Origin of the sequence: Nonomuraea mesophila (assembly GCF_004352805.1) — a bacterium.
GTDB classification, from domain to species: Bacteria; Actinomycetota; Actinomycetes; order Streptosporangiales; family Streptosporangiaceae; genus Nonomuraea; species Nonomuraea longispora.
This window is the reverse complement of record NZ_SMLD01000081.1, coordinates 1-13,282: the sequence shown is the minus strand read 5'-3', so window position 1 is coordinate 13,282 and position 13,282 is coordinate 1. Positions and strand designations below refer to the sequence as shown.

The following is a 13,282-nucleotide window of genomic DNA, read 5'->3' as shown; positions in this document are numbered from 1 at the left end:
ACTACTCGCGGACCGCCCCCTGGAGCAGCCCGCGGACGAAATGACGCTGGAGGAACAGGTAGAAGATCACGACCGGCGTCGCCACGATCACCGAGCCGGCCGCGAGGAGAGTGAAGCCCGAGGTGTACTGGCCCTGGAAGAAGGCCAGGCCCAGCGGCGCGGTCCGCAACGACTCGCTGGTCACCATGATCAGCGGGATGAGGAACTCGTTCCAGGTCCACATGAAGATCAGCAGGGTCAGGGTGACGACGGCGGGCCGGGCCGGCGGCAGCAGCACCCGCCACAGGATGCGCCAGCTCGACGCGCCGTCGATGCGAGCCGCCTCGACGATCGCCCGGTTGCTCGCGCGGAAGTACGCCCGCATCCAGAACGTGCCGAACGCCACCGACAACGCGACCTGCGGCAACGTCACCGACCAGAACGTGTCGATCAGGCCGAGCGTACGCAGGTCGAAGTAGAGCGGGACCGCGATGGCCTCGCTCGGCATCATGATCCCGAGCAGGAACAGGTAGAACAGCACCGACTGTCCGCGAAAGCGCATCGTGCCGAACGCGTACCCGCTCATGATCGACAGAACCACGCTGACGACCACGACGAACCCCGACACCAGCAGGCTGCTGCGCAGGTAGGTGCCGAAGTGCCCGATCTCCCACGCCGCGGCGAAGTTGCCGAACCCCGACGTCCCGCCGGTGTCGGCGGGGCCGAGCGCGGCCGACAGGATCGTCACGATGGGGAAGAGAGCGAACGCGGCGAACGCCGACAGGATGACGTAGTTGGCCACCCGTTCCCCGCGCGAGATCACGTGGTGCTCCTGTCCGCGAACCGGTTGATGCCGAACGAGATGGCGAAGATCACGACGGTGAGCGTCACGCCGATCGCCGCCGCCGAGCCCACCTGGCCGAGCCCGAAGGCCCGGTGGTAGACCTCGTACGACGGCACCGACGTGGAGTTTCCTGGGCCGCCGCGCGTGGTGACGTACACGAGGTCGAACGTGCGCAGCGCGGCGATCACGGTCAGCGTCAGCGCCACCGCGATCTCCCCGCGCACCGACGGCAGCGTGACGGCGAAGAACTCCTTGACGGCGCCGGCGCCGTCGAGCCGGGCCGCTTCGTACAGCTCGCCGGAGATGCGGCTCATCCCCGCCAGCAGCAGCACGGTCACCAGCCCCGTCTCGAACCACGTGCCGACCACACCGACCGCGGGCAGCGCGAACGTGTGGTCGCCCAGCCAGCCGCGCGTCAGCGAGTCGAGCCCGAGCCCGCCGAGCAGGCTGTTGAGCGTGCCGTCGGGGGCGTAGATGCGCCGCCAGGCGACGGCCACCACGACCATGGCGATCACCTGCGGCAGGAACACCACGGTGCGGAAGAACCCGAGCCCGCGCACCTTGGCGTGGTGCAGGATCGCCGCCAGCGCCAGCCCGACGGCCAGCGGCACGACCGCGTAGAACACGATGAGCACCAGGGCGTGCCCGAAGGCGGCCCGCAGCCCTTCGTCGGCGACGATCGCCACGTAGTTGTCCAGGCCCGCCCAGCGGCCGAGCGACAGCCCGTCCCAGTCGAAGAACGACAGGTGGACCGCGCGGCCGATCGGGTAGAGCAGGAACGCCGCGTAGATCACGAACGCCGGAAGCAGGTAGAGGTAGGCGACGCGGCGCGGTTCCCCCGGGGGCCGGGCCGCACCGGAACGCTGGGTCACCCGTTGCTCTCAGCGAACGTCTTGTAGTCCTTCTCCAGCGTGGCGAGGAACTCCTGCGGGCTCGCCTTCTCGGCCAGCAGGTCCTGCAGCGCCGCGCCCAGCGTGTCGGCGAACGTCGGGGTGGCGTAGTCGAGGTAGGGGACCAGCCCGTTCTCCGCGCTCACCGTGCCGAACGCGGTGAAGACGTCCTGCTGCGGGCCTTCCGGCACCTTCTGCGCGGCCGTGTCGGCGACGGGCAGGTTGCCGGTGTCGGTGAGCACCTTCATCGCGTCGGCGCTGGTGATGAAGTCGATGTACGCCGCCGCCGCGTCCGGGTGCGGGCTCTTGGCCGTGATGGCGAACGGCAGGCCGGTGCCCCCGGTCGCGACGGGCGCCGCGCCGTCCGTGGCGCCGGGCGGCAGGATGAAGCCGACGTCGTCGCCGAGGTTCTTCTGCAGGTCGGCGAGGAGCCAGGTGCCGGCGATCATGAAGACGCCCTCGCCCTTGCCGAACGCCTGCCAGGCCGGGTCGTAGCCCTGTCCGTTGAAGCCCTTGTTGAAGTAGCCCTTGCCGACCCAGTCGACGAGCTGCTGGGCGGCCTTGGTGTTCTCGGGGGTGTTCCACGAGGCGCCCTTGCGGCCGAAGGCCAGCGTACGGATCTGGTCGGCGGGCACGTCGCGGCTCTGCACGGTGCCGAACACGTGCACGGCGGGCCACTTGTCGAGGTTGCCCAGCTGCATCGGCACCTCGCCGGCCGCCTTGGCCTTGGCCAGCGCGGCCTGGAACTCCTCCCAGGTCTTCGGCGGCTCGAGGCCGAGCTCGGTCAGCTTGGCGGCGTTGTAGAAGATGCCGACGACCTCGCCGACCTGCGGCAGGCCGTACAGGTTGCCCTCGCCGAAAACCTTGCCGTCGGCGCTGTAGCGCGAGTAGCGCAGCACCGACTCCGGATAGCGCTCCTTCCATCCGTACGCCTCGGCGTAGGCGTCGAGCGGCAGCAACTGCCCCGCTTTCACGAACGCGCCCATCGACGAGCGCCCGTTGTTGGCCTCCACCACGTCGGGCGGCTCGTTGCCGCTGAGCGCCAGGCGCAGGGTGGTGTTGAGGTCGTCGAAGGAGCGGGACACCCGGTTGAGCTTGATGTTGGGGTATTTCGCCTCGAACGCGGCGTTGAGCTGCTTCATCTGGGCCGCCTGACCGCCGCGTACCTCCTGGTCCCAGACGGTGAGGGTGACGTCGCCGAGGGTCGCGGCGTCGGTGCGGACCGCCGACGCGCCGGGCTGCGAGGGGGTGGCCGCCGGCGGGGCCGAGGACCCGGGCGCGCACGCCGTGAGGGCCAGGGCCGCCGCGGCGAGCACGGCGAGCGTCCTGGAACCCGGCGATCTCGTGGTCCGGCCTTCTCGCGTCGGGGCGATCATGGTGTTACTCCTTCTGCGCAGGCACGCGAGACGTGGCCGGGCCCTCGTCGCCGGGCTCGCCTGACGTCTCGTGGGGGTGGTGGTGCGGCTGCGTCCTCGCAGCCCCCGGCGGCATGCCCACGTCGGCGTAGCGGGCGATGGTGGCCGCCGCGCGGCGGACCGCGCCCACCGGGACGGTGGGCACCAGCCGGTCGAGGAAGGCGTAGCGGCGGGCCAGCGAGCTGCCGTAGGCGCCGCTGTGGGCGGCCGCCGCGCGCACCTCGTGCCACCAGTCGGCGATGTCGCCCCAGCCCGGCGCGGCCAGCGAGCCGCCGAACTGCTGCACCGCGAGCCCCGCGCAGACCTCGGCGAAGGCCAGCCGGTCGGCCAGCGGCCAGCGGCACAACGTGCCCAGCACCAGGCCGGCGCCGAAGACGTCGCCCGCGCCTGTGGGGTCGAGCGCCGTCACCCGCGGCGCGGGGACGAACGCCTCCTCGCCCGTCATGGAGTCGATGGCCATGGCGCCGTTGGCGCCGTCGGTCACCACCGCGAGCGGCACCTTGTCGGCGATCGCGTAGAGGGCGTCGCGCGGGGTGTCGGCGCCGGTGTAGGCCATCGCCTCGATCGCGTTCGGCATGAACGCGTGGCAGAAGGACAGCTGATCGAGCATGGACGACGGCCAGGAGCCCGACGGGTCCCAGCCCACGTCCGCGAAGATGAGGGAGCCGTTGCGGTGCGCCAGCTCGGCCCAGCCGCACGAGCCGCCGGACGAGCCGAGCGGCTCGTCGGGGGAGAGCGTCATGATCACCGCCCGCGAGGGGGGCGGCGAGCCGATCATCTCGGAGCTCGCCATGGGGGCGGGGTGGCCGTGCGTCACCATGCTGCGGTCGCGGTCGACGGCCATGGAGACCGTCACCGGCGAGTGCCAGTGCTCGAAGCGCCGCGACCTGGACAGGTCGACCGCCTCCTGCTCCTCCAGGGTGCGCCAGCAGAAGTCGCCGTAGTCGTCGTCGCCGAACGCGGCGGCCAGCGAGGTGCGCAGGCCCAGCCGGCTGGTCGCGATGGCCAGGTTGGCGATGCCGCCGGGGCACGACCCCATGCCCTCGGCCCAGATCTCCGTGCCCGCGGCGGGCATGGCGGGCAGGCCCGTGAAGACGATGTCGAGGAAGACGGTGCCCGCCAGGAACACGTCGAACTTCGGACCCTCCGGGGTGCGCTCGCCGGCGAGAGGGTCGTACGCCTGGGCAGACACGGGGATGGGGCCTCCTCGACACTCCGATTGTCGGCAATCTTGCACGTTTGCTCGGCTACTTCAAGTGCTTTGCCGGTGGTTTTGCTCGGAGATGCTCACTCCTGCTCGATTTTGACTGATACACTCGCGCCGTGCTTCAGCGCCTCCGGCATGCCGAGATCATGCGAAGGGTCCGGCTCTCCGGCGCGACCAGCGTCCGTGATCTCGCCAGCCAGCTCGGCGTGAGCCCGTCCACCATACGCAGGGACCTCGAGGTGCTCGACCGTGACGGCACGCTGCGACGGGTCCGCGGCGGCGCCCTGCCCAGCGCCGACGCCGACGACGACCGGCCCTTCGCCGAGGTGGCCGCGGTCGACGAGCAGGACAAGGAGGCGGTGGCCGCCCGGGCCGCGCAGCTCGTCGCCGACGGCGAGGTGCTGCTGCTCGACATCGGGACCACCACGATGCGGCTGGCCCGCCGGCTGCGCGGCCGGCGCGTCACGGTGGTCACCTCCAGCCTGGCCGTGCTCGACGCGCTCCGCTCCGACACCGCGGTCGAGCTGCTGCTGCTCGGCGGCATGGTGCGCAGGACGTACCACTCGCTGGTCGGCGTGCTCACCGAGGCCGCGCTGAGCCAGGTCGTCGCCGACCGGGTGTTCCTCGGAGCCAGCGGCGTGCGGCCCGACGGGCAGCTCGTCGACACCACACTCGCCGAGGTGCCGCTGAAGCGCGCCATGATCGCGGCGGCCGGGCAGGTGGTGCTGCTCGTCGACCGCCACAAGTTTCCCGGCACCGGCGCCCTGCGGGTGTGTGGGCCCGAGGACATCGACGTGATCGTCACGAACGAGGGCGCCGACAGCACGACGCTCGACGCCTGCGCCGCAGCGGGCGCCCAGGTGCTTCTCACGTAAGGGGTTCGGATGAGACTGGCCGTCCTCGGCGGCGGGGGCTTCAGGGTCCCGCTCGTCTACGGCGCGCTGCTGCGCGACACCGCCAAGCCGCGCGTGGAGGAGGTGGTGCTCCACGACGTGTCCGCCGAGCGGCTGGAGGCCGTCCAGCACGTGCTGCGCTCCATGGCCGCCGGGCACGACGACCCGCCCCGCGTGCGGGTCACCACCGACCTCGACACCGCGCTGCGCGATGCGGACTTCGTCTTCTCCGCCATCCGCGTCGGCGGGCTGGCGGGCCGCGTCGCCGACGAACGGGTGGCGCTGGACCTGGGGCTGCTCGGGCAGGAAACCACCGGCCCCGGCGGCGTCGCCTACGGCCTGCGCACCGTCCCCGTCGCGGTGCGGGTGGCCGAACGGGTGGCCGCACTCGCCCCCCAAGCCTGGGTCATCAACTTCACCAACCCCGCCGGCATGATCACCGAGGCCATGCGCCAGGTGCTCGGCGACCGCGTCATCGGCATCTGCGACTCGCCCATCGGCCTGGTGCGCCGGGCCGCCGCCGCGCTCGGGCTCGACCCGGCGCGCGTCTCGCCCCAATATGCCGGGCTCAACCACCTCGGCTGGTTGTGCGGGCTCACCCACCAGGGCGAGGACGTGCTGCCCCGCCTCCTCGCCGACGACGCCGCACTGCGGCAGGTGGAGGAGGCCCGCGTGCTCGGCCCCGACTGGGTGCGCGCGCTCGGCGCGATCCCCAACGAATACCTGTACTACTACTACTTCACCCGGGAGTCGGTCGCCGCCATCTCCGGCCGCACCCGCGGCGAGACCCTGCTGCGCCAGCAGGACGACTTCTACGCGGCCGTACGCGCCCGGCCCGGCGACGCCCTGGCCTCATGGGAGAGGGCGCGCAGGGAACGCGACGAGTCGTACATGGCCGAGGCCCGCGACGTGACCGCCGCCGGCGAACGCGACGCCGCCGACCTGGAGGCGGGCGGGTACGAAGGCATCGCCCTCGCCCTCATGGCCGCCCTCGCGCGCGGGGAGCCGTCCACCATGATCCTCAACGTGCGCAACGGCGGCGCGGTCGCCGGGCTGCCCGCCGAGGCGGTCGTGGAGATTCCGTGCGCGGTGGGCGGCGGCGGAGTGCGGCCGCTGGCCACCGGCCCGCTCCCGGGCCGCTTCCTCGGCCTGGTGCAGCAGGTCAAGGCGGTGGAGCAGACGGCCATCGAGGCGGCCCTGTCGGGGTCGCCGCGGCAGGCGGCGGCGGCGTTCGCTCTGCACCCGCTGGTCGACTCGGTGACGGTGGGCCGCGAACTGCTCGCCGGCTACCGGGCCCGCATCCCGGAACTGGACGCGGTCTTCTCCCACCCCTGACCGCCTCAGCACGCCGTCCCCGGCCCTCGCACGACGACCCGGCTCGCGTACGGTCTGTAACCCGCGCGCTGCCGTCGACCGGGCCGTCGACCGGGCCGTCGACCGGGCCGTCGACCGGGCCGTCGTCCGCGGTGAAGGGAGCGCTGGCCGCCGATGAACTCCGGACGCCTGGCGTCGACCCACCACACCACGTCGTAGCGATCGGAAAAGCGATGAGCATACTCCTGGGCCATCGCGGACTTGCCGATGCCGCCCTGACCTCTGAGGGCCACCACGTTGTGCTCTGCATGCAGGCAGCGGTGAACCTTGACCAGCAGTGCGCTACGACCCACGAATCGGGATTGCGAATCGGCAGTTTTCTCGCGGTCCATAACAGCTCGGGCTGATCGGCGCTGTCGTTCGATTCCTGGGATGGGCCCGCGCTCACCTCGTGGGAGCCGCTGTGCTGTGCCGGAAGAGGGGCCGCCGGAACGTTTCGTCCTCCGGTGACACTCCATATCGAGACCGCACGCCCGCTCAAGCCGACAAACGCGCCTATGACGCGGCAAGCTTGTCCGCCTGCTCCACACCGATTGTCGCGAAGAAGATTCCCCGTGCCAACGCCAATATGCCGACGGTGAGGGTGGTGATCCATGCTCTTATCGAGCAACGCACCGCGTAGGTGCTTATTGACGAATGGCCTTTTCGTTTGCCGGTGGTCCGTGGGAACGCCGGCGGCCCGGCCATGCCGGTCGGGGCTCCGGTTCGGAGCGGGTTGGGCCCGTTCTGAACATCCCTAGCACTCCCTGTCATGCGCCATAATAGGGAGTGTCATGGAACATTTCACCGTGGAGCAGGTGGCGGCCCGGCTAGGGCTGCACGTCAAGACCGTGCGTAACTACGTGCGTGACGGGCGGCTGCCCGCCGTGCGGATCGGTAAGCGCTATCGCATCGCCAAGGAGGACCTGGAGGCGTTCACCGGCCTGCCGGTTTCCATGCCCGCCCCCGCCCGGCGCGCCGAGGTGTCGAGCATCGTGCAGATCGACGGCATCGCCAGGAGCGACATGGACCGTGTCAGCACGATGGTGCTGGGCGCCCTGTCCGGCGGGCCGCGCGGGCTGCGCGTGGAGTTCGTCCACGACGAGGAACGTTCCCACCTGAAGATCATCATCCTGGGCGGGCTGGAGGAGACCGCCCAGGTGCTGAGGATCGTCGACGCCCTCGTGCGCGACTGACAGCGCCCGTCCCCGTCTGGAGGAAGACCCTCATGCCCGACCTTTACGTCTGCGACCCGCACGGCGAGCCCCTGCGCGAGGCCCGCGACGCGCTCGACCTGATCGGGGAGGCCTGGGGGCGCCAGGCCACGTGGGTCGCCGTCCCCGTGGAACGCCTGCACGACGACTTCTTCGTCCTGCGCAGCGGGGTCGCGGGCGAGTTCGCGCAGAAGTTCGTCAACTACCGGATCGGCCTCGCGGTGGTCGGCGACGTCTCCCGGCACGTCACGCCCGGCTCAGCGCTCGAGGCGTGGGTGACCGAGTCGAACCGGGGTCAGCACCTCTGGTTCGTCCGCGACCTGGACGAGCTGGCCGAGCGGCGCTCCAGCCGCGACGACCCCGCCGCACAGAGCTGAGGGTCAGCCGGACTTCACGGCCGCCTCGATGCCGTCGAGGAGCACCGCCAGACCGACGGCGAACGTCTCGCCGACCCGGCGCTCCAGGTAGGGTTCGTCCGTCGCGGGCTCGTCGTCCTCCGACTCCACCCACGTCACCATGGGATAGCGGGAGGCGAACCCGGGCGCCACCTCCTCCAGCAGCGACGAGCGCGCCCGCCACCACTCCTCGTCGGACACCCCGGTCGCCGACGGCGCCTGCCGCGACTCGGAGACCGTGCGCGCCGCCCCTCGTACGAAGTCGGACAGCAGCGCCACCACCCCCCGCAACCGCTGCGGCGGCAGGCCGGTCCCGCGCAGGATGCGGACCAGGCCGTCCAGCATCGCGAACTCGTTGGGCCCCAGCACCGGCCGCGCCTGCGAGACCTGCAGCACCCACGGATGCCGCAGGTAGAACGCCAGCACGTGCTCGGCCCACGACGTGACGGCCGGCCGCCACCCGCCGCTCAGGTCGTGCTCGGCGGGCAGCTCCGCCAGCACCCGGTCGTACATCAGGTCGACCAGCTCGCCCTTGCTCGGCACGTACGTGTAGAGGGCCATCCCGGTGCGGCCGAGCCGCTCGCCCACCTTGCGCATGGACAGCGCCGCCATGCCCTCGCTGTCGGCCACGGCGATGGCGGCGTCGACGATCGCGTCGACGCTCAGCCCGGGCTTGGGGCCGGGCCGCACCTCGTCCGGCTCTCCCGTGCGCCACAGCAGTGCCATCGAACGGCGCGCGTCACCCTGCCCGGCGAAGACGACCAACGCGGAACTCCCCACGCGGAACGAACTCTTTACGCCATGAACGCTATCAGCGGGCGGTCATGCGGGCGGCCACCGCCGCGATCATCTCCCAGGCCGCCTCCGGGTGGAGCGTCTCGTCGGGGTCGCCGGTGAAGGGATCGAGCAGGACGCTCTCCGCGCCGAGCAGGCGCAGTTGCTCGAGGTCGTCGGCGACCTGGTCGATCGTGCCCTCGCCCACGAGCCGGTCGGGACCCGTGACGGGCGACGCGGTGAGCCGCAGCAGGATCCTGGGCGCCAGGTCGGGGGTGGGCCGCCCGTGCTCGGCCGCGAGGTCTTTCAGCCGCGGCCACGTCTCACGCAGGTAGGACATGGTGTTCCTGAGCGGGTGCCAGGCCTCGCCGAACCGGGCCGCCCTGCGCAGGGCCGCGTCGCTGTTGCCGCCCACCCAGATCGGGATGTCGCCGGCGCGGTAGTCGCGCTCGTCGGCCCAGGCCGCGCGGATCGCCGCGAGATGCTCGTCGGTCAGCCGGCCGCGCCGCTCGTGCGCCACGCCCAGCGCCTCGAACTCCTGCCGCGCCCACCCGACCCCGACACCCAGCACCAGCCGCCCGCCGCTGAGGTCGTTGAGATTGGCCGCCATGCGGGCCACGAGCAGCGGATGGCGGTAGGGGACGATCAGCACGGTCGTGCCGAGGGCGATGCGGCTGGTGCACCCGGCGAGCCACGACAGGGTGGTGAACGGCTCGTAGAAGGGGGCCGGATATTGCCGCGCCACGTCGGGAGTGATCACCACGTGGTCGGACACCATCAGCAGGTCATAGCCCAGCCCCTCCGCGGTCTGCGCCCATCGCCGCAGGATGCCGGGGTCGGTGCCGGGGCCGAAGTTGGGGACGTTCACGCCAAGTCGCACCAGGCCAGGCTACCGAACGTGAACGCCCCGGTGACCCGCCGGAGAAGCCGAGGTCCCGGCACCCCGAATGACGGGGGCCGGGACCACGAGGCGGGAGATCAGCGCCTGAGCCAGTTGAAGACCCAGCTGCGCTCGTCCCGGTTGGGGTTGCCGCGCCAGTCGTGGTGGTCGTCGTGGTGGTGGCCGGGGACGCAGGCGTCGATGTCGCGGGTGCCGGCGAACCTTCCGTGCTCCGTCACGTGGTGGTAGGTCGAGTCTTCGTTCACCGCGAGGTCACAGTGGCGCGGGTGGTGAGTGGAGTCGGCAGCGGCTGCGCCGGCCCCGAACACCACGGCCGCCGCGGCCAGTGCACCGCCGGTGGCGATGAGGGTACTTCTCATGATCTCCCCCTGTAATCACGAAAGTGACATCGGCCATCACTATACGTAGCGATCTTGTGGGAGCAAGAAGCGCCACGCCTGTTTTGATCAACAGGGCGGTCGCGCGGGCCTACGGCTTGACCGCCCGCACGTAGCCCAGCAACGGCCACAGGTCGCCCTCGGCCTGCACCCGGAACCCGGCGGCCCGCACGAGAGCGACCGGCATCTCGCCCGGTTCGCCCGGTTCACCCAGTTCGCCCGAGTCGTGCCCCCTGCCATGACCGCTCGCCGGGCCGCTCGCAGCGTCGCTTGTCGGGCCGCTCACCAGGCCGGTGAGCCGGCGTACCAGCGGCCGTCGTGGCGGGCGGAGTTCCGCGATCAGCAGCCGGCCACCTGGCCGCAGCACGCGGAACATCTCCCGTACGGCCGTCTCCCGCGCCTCAGGGGGGATGTGGTGGACGGCGAGGCTGGAGACCACCACGTCGAACGGTCCGCCGGGTATGTCAAGTGACTGTCCCTCGCCCACCAGGTAGACGCAGTTCGCCGGGGAGCGGTGGCGGGCGTAGGCGATCATCCGCGGCGCCGGGTCCACGCCGACGACCCGGCCTCCCGGCGCCACCAGCGGAGCCAGGCGCCGGGTGAGGTAGCCGGTGCCGCAGCCCACGTCCAGTACCCGGTCGCCAGGCCCGGCACCGGCGAGGGCGGCCAGTTGCGTGAACACCAGCCGCCGGCGCCCCGCGTAGCCCAGCCGGGAGAACAGCTCGTAGGCGCGTGGATGGTCGATGGTGCCGGAATGCTCGTGGTGGTGGCGCAGGAGCTTTCCGCAACCCATGCCGGTCACCTCCTGTTCGGTCGGCACCACATCAGCCTGCCCCGCCGGCGGTCGGGCAAGCGGCACCTCCGCCCCCACGGGCCGGTATCCCGCGCCTTGTGATCTACATTGTAAAGGCGGTGGGCGGGATCAGGTCCGCACCTCTCGTACGGCGGCGAGGTAGGCGTGGATGGCGTCGCGGTTGCGGGACAGGCAGTCGATGCGCTCCTGAATGCGCTCCGCCTCGGCCTCCAGGAGGCCGGCGAGTTCGGGCGTGAGGCATTCCGGGTGCAGGTGGATCTTGCCGGGCCCGTCGAGGAACGGGAGGATGCGGCGGATGATCTCCGTCGTGAGACCCGAGTCGAGCAGGCCGCGGATCTGGCGTACGCGGTGGACGGCCGAGTCCGGGTAGTGGCGGTAGCCGTTGTCCGCGCGTTGCGGGTGGAGGAGGTCCTGCTCCTCGTAGTAGCGCAGCATGCGGGTGGGGACGCCGGTGCGCCGGGAGAGCTCCCCGATTCTCATGGCAGGCCTCGGTCCGCTGGGATTTGCATTCACATTGATGTGAAGGTTTCAGCCTAGTCCCATGGTTGATGGAGTGCGCGGGAGGATGCCGTGGCCGGGACTGCTGGCGTTGTCCGCGGCGGCGTTCACGGCGGTGATGACGGAGTTGCTGCCCGCCGGGTTGCTGCCGCAGATGGGAGCGGCGCTGGGGGTGCCGGAAGGGCGGGCCGGGTTCCTGGTGACGGCGTACGCGGTGGCGTCGTTCCTGGCGGCGATCCCGCTGACGGCGTTGTTACGGCGCTTCGCCCGGCGGCGGGTGCTGGTCGGGACGCTGGCGGGGTTCGCCGCCTGCAACGCGGCGACCGCGCTGTCCTCGTCGTACGCGGTGACGTTCGGCATCCGGGTGCTGGCCGGGGCGATGGGCGGGATCCTGTGGGCGATGCTGGTCGGCTACGCGGCGCGGATGGTGCCGGCCGAGCGGCGGGGGCGGGCGATCGCGATCGTCTCCGCGGGCATCACGGTGGCGTTGTGCGCGGGCATCCCGGCGGGTGCGGCGCTGGCCGGGGCGTTCGGATGGCGGGCGGCGTTCGGCGTACTGGCCGTCGCGGCGGCCGTCCTGGTGGGGCTGGTGCCGGTCACGGTGCCCGGCTTCCCCGGCGAGCCGGCGGCCGGGCGTGTGCCGCTGCGGCGGGTCGCCGCCGTGCCCGGGGTGGCGACGGTGCTGGGGGTGACGGCGCTGGTGCTGGTGGGGCACCAGGCGGTGTACACGTACCTGGCGCCGCTCGCCGCGCTGACCGGCGCCGGGCGGGCGAGCGTGGTGCTGCTGGCGTTCGGCGCGGGGACGGTCGCGGGGATCTGGGTGGTGGGCGCGGTCATCGACCGGGCCCTGCGCGTGACGCTCGTGGTGGTGCTGGCCGTGGTGGCGGGGGCGATGGCCGTGCTGGGTACGATCGGCGGGCCGGTCTCCCTGGTGGCGGTGGTGTTGTGGGGCGCCGCCTTCGGTGGCGTGCCGACGCTGCTGCAGACGGCGCTGGTGAACGCGTCCGGGCCGGAGAACGCCGATGTGGCCACCTCCATGCAGACGACGGTGTACAACGCCGGCATCGCGGGTGGGTCGCTGGCCGGCGGGCTGGTGCTGGAGGGCGCCGGCGCGGGCGCGCTGCCGTGGACGGCCCTGCCGCTGGTGGCGCTCGCCCTCGCGGTCGTGCTCGCGGCGCGCGGGCACGCCTTCCCCGGCCGCCGGGCCGCTAGAAGCCGTGTCGGGCCAGGGGCTCGACGAGTTCGCGTTCCTCGTACGACAGGTGGGACAGCAGGCTGTCGGTGAGCAGGTCCACGGCGGCGCGCAGGGCGCCGAGGCCGCCCGGTTCCGCCACGAAGGCGACGAGAGCGCGGTCGATCCGTTCGACGATCTTGTGGATGGCGTGGTGCTCCTCCTCCAGGCGGTCGAGCACGGGGACGAGGCCGGGCTCCGCGCTGCGCAGGCGCGGGAAGATCGCGCTGTCCTCGACCGAGTGGTGCAGGGTGAGGAGCCGGCAGTAGGACTCGCAGTAGGCGCCCAGGGTCCAGTTGTTCTGGCGCATGGTCAAGGTGTTGATCTTCGAGCGGGCCGCGCCCGCGTCGAGGGTCCCGGCCGCGACCTGGTCGACCAGGTCGCGCAGCTGGGCCAGCTCGGCGCGCAGGTGGTCGTGCACGTCGACGAGGTGCTGCCCGTTGGCCTGCTCGCGCGCGGTGTAGCGCCTCTGGTGATCGGGGCGGGGCGCGGTGGGG

15 protein-coding genes are annotated in these 13,282 nt (G+C 71.9%); 5 read left to right on the top strand and 10 right to left on the bottom strand.

Annotation, left to right across the window (positions count from 1 at the left end; translation table 11 throughout):
- Position 1: 1 nt before the first annotated feature.
- The 4 genes from E1295_RS27055 to E1295_RS27040 are packed head-to-tail and all read right to left on the bottom strand — an operon-like array spanning position 2 to position 4,320.
- Positions 2–802, bottom strand: a complete 801-nt coding sequence (locus tag E1295_RS27055; protein WP_132633978.1) for a carbohydrate ABC transporter permease — start codon at positions 800–802, stop codon at positions 2–4.
- Positions 799–1,695, bottom strand: coding sequence for a carbohydrate ABC transporter permease (locus tag E1295_RS27050; protein ID WP_132633975.1), 897 nt, complete (start codon positions 1,693–1,695; stop codon positions 799–801). Before E1295_RS27050 ends, E1295_RS27055 begins: the two co-directional genes overlap by 4 nt.
- The gene (locus E1295_RS27045) at positions 1,692–3,089 is read right to left on the bottom strand and encodes an extracellular solute-binding protein (protein WP_132633973.1); all 1,398 of its coding nucleotides are present in this window, start codon (positions 3,087–3,089) and stop codon (positions 1,692–1,694) included. The genes E1295_RS27050 and E1295_RS27045 overlap by 4 nt, the downstream gene beginning before the upstream one ends.
- 4 nt (positions 3,090–3,093) lie before the next feature.
- Complete coding sequence (locus E1295_RS27040) at positions 3,094–4,320, bottom strand: PfkB family carbohydrate kinase (RefSeq protein WP_132633971.1); 1,227 nt, start codon at positions 4,318–4,320, stop codon at positions 3,094–3,096.
- Between the two features lie 131 nt (positions 4,321–4,451).
- On the opposite strand from E1295_RS27040, the gene E1295_RS27035 reads away from it, so the two are divergent.
- The 4 genes from E1295_RS27035 to E1295_RS27020 all read left to right on the top strand — a co-directional run bounded on the left by E1295_RS27035 (position 4,452) and on the right by E1295_RS27020 (position 8,172).
- Positions 4,452–5,210 carry a DeoR/GlpR family DNA-binding transcription regulator gene (locus E1295_RS27035; RefSeq protein WP_132633969.1) on the top strand — a complete coding sequence of 253 codons (759 nt, stop codon included), beginning with the start codon at positions 4,452–4,454 and terminating at the stop codon, positions 5,208–5,210.
- Positions 5,211–5,219: 9 nt separating this feature from the next.
- Positions 5,220–6,563, top strand: a complete 1,344-nt coding sequence (locus tag E1295_RS27030; protein WP_132633967.1) for a 6-phospho-beta-glucosidase — start codon at positions 5,220–5,222, stop codon at positions 6,561–6,563.
- Positions 6,564–7,375: 812 nt separating this feature from the next.
- On the top strand, positions 7,376–7,777 hold the full coding sequence (locus E1295_RS27025) for a helix-turn-helix domain-containing protein (protein ID WP_132633965.1): 402 nt from the start codon (positions 7,376–7,378) through the stop codon (positions 7,775–7,777).
- A 32-nt stretch (positions 7,778–7,809) separates the two neighbouring features.
- Complete coding sequence (locus tag E1295_RS27020) at positions 7,810–8,172, top strand: DUF4180 domain-containing protein (RefSeq protein ID WP_132633963.1); 363 nt, start codon at positions 7,810–7,812, stop codon at positions 8,170–8,172.
- Between the two features lie 3 nt (positions 8,173–8,175).
- Here E1295_RS27020 and E1295_RS27015 read toward each other — a convergent pair whose 3' ends face one another.
- From E1295_RS27015 to E1295_RS26995, 5 genes are all read right to left on the bottom strand, one after another.
- Entirely contained in the window at positions 8,176–8,955 is a 780-nt protein-coding gene (locus E1295_RS27015) for a TetR/AcrR family transcriptional regulator (protein ID WP_132634024.1), read from the bottom strand.
- Between the two features lie 46 nt (positions 8,956–9,001).
- Complete coding sequence (locus E1295_RS27010) at positions 9,002–9,844, bottom strand: LLM class flavin-dependent oxidoreductase (RefSeq protein WP_132633961.1); 843 nt, start codon at positions 9,842–9,844, stop codon at positions 9,002–9,004.
- 98 nt (positions 9,845–9,942) lie between these two features.
- On the bottom strand, positions 9,943–10,224 hold the full coding sequence (locus E1295_RS27005; RefSeq protein ID WP_132633959.1) for a hypothetical protein: 282 nt from the start codon (positions 10,222–10,224) through the stop codon (positions 9,943–9,945).
- A 109-nt stretch (positions 10,225–10,333) separates the two neighbouring features.
- Positions 10,334–11,062, bottom strand: coding sequence for a class I SAM-dependent methyltransferase (locus tag E1295_RS27000; RefSeq protein WP_220448906.1), 729 nt, complete (start codon positions 11,060–11,062; stop codon positions 10,334–10,336).
- A gap of 102 nt (positions 11,063–11,164) precedes the next feature.
- Positions 11,165–11,536, bottom strand: a complete 372-nt coding sequence (locus E1295_RS26995) for a MerR family transcriptional regulator (protein ID WP_132633957.1) — start codon at positions 11,534–11,536, stop codon at positions 11,165–11,167.
- A 61-nt stretch (positions 11,537–11,597) separates the two neighbouring features.
- Between E1295_RS26995 and E1295_RS26990 the strand changes: the two genes are divergently transcribed.
- Positions 11,598–12,839 (top strand): MFS transporter, encoded by a 1,242-nt coding sequence (locus E1295_RS26990; protein ID WP_132633955.1) that lies wholly within the window; start codon positions 11,598–11,600, stop codon positions 12,837–12,839.
- Here the strand turns inward: E1295_RS26990 and E1295_RS26985 are convergent.
- Positions 12,763–13,282: hemerythrin domain-containing protein (locus E1295_RS26985; RefSeq protein ID WP_132633953.1), on the bottom strand; the 520-nt coding region annotated here is incomplete at its 5' end. The two genes, E1295_RS26990 and E1295_RS26985, sit on opposite strands and share 77 nt — an antisense overlap.

What these genes read in the sequence shown, in the direction of transcription:
- E1295_RS27045 (WP_132633973.1), bottom strand. Translation starts at nt 3,089, where the DNA reads ATGATCGCCCCGACGCGAGAAGGCCGGACCACGAGATCGCCGGGTTCC.
- E1295_RS27030 (WP_132633967.1), top strand. Translation starts at nt 5,220, where the DNA reads ATGAGACTGGCCGTCCTCGGCGGCGGGGGCTTCAGGGTCCCGCTCGTC.
- E1295_RS27025 (WP_132633965.1), top strand. Translation starts at nt 7,376, where the DNA reads ATGGAACATTTCACCGTGGAGCAGGTGGCGGCCCGGCTAGGGCTGCAC.
- E1295_RS27020 (WP_132633963.1), top strand. Translation starts at nt 7,810, where the DNA reads ATGCCCGACCTTTACGTCTGCGACCCGCACGGCGAGCCCCTGCGCGAG.
- E1295_RS27005 (WP_132633959.1), bottom strand. Translation starts at nt 10,224, where the DNA reads ATGAGAAGTACCCTCATCGCCACCGGCGGTGCACTGGCCGCGGCGGCC.
- E1295_RS26995 (WP_132633957.1), bottom strand. Translation starts at nt 11,536, where the DNA reads ATGAGAATCGGGGAGCTCTCCCGGCGCACCGGCGTCCCCACCCGCATG.
- E1295_RS26990 (WP_132633955.1), top strand. Translation starts at nt 11,598, where the DNA reads ATGGTTGATGGAGTGCGCGGGAGGATGCCGTGGCCGGGACTGCTGGCG.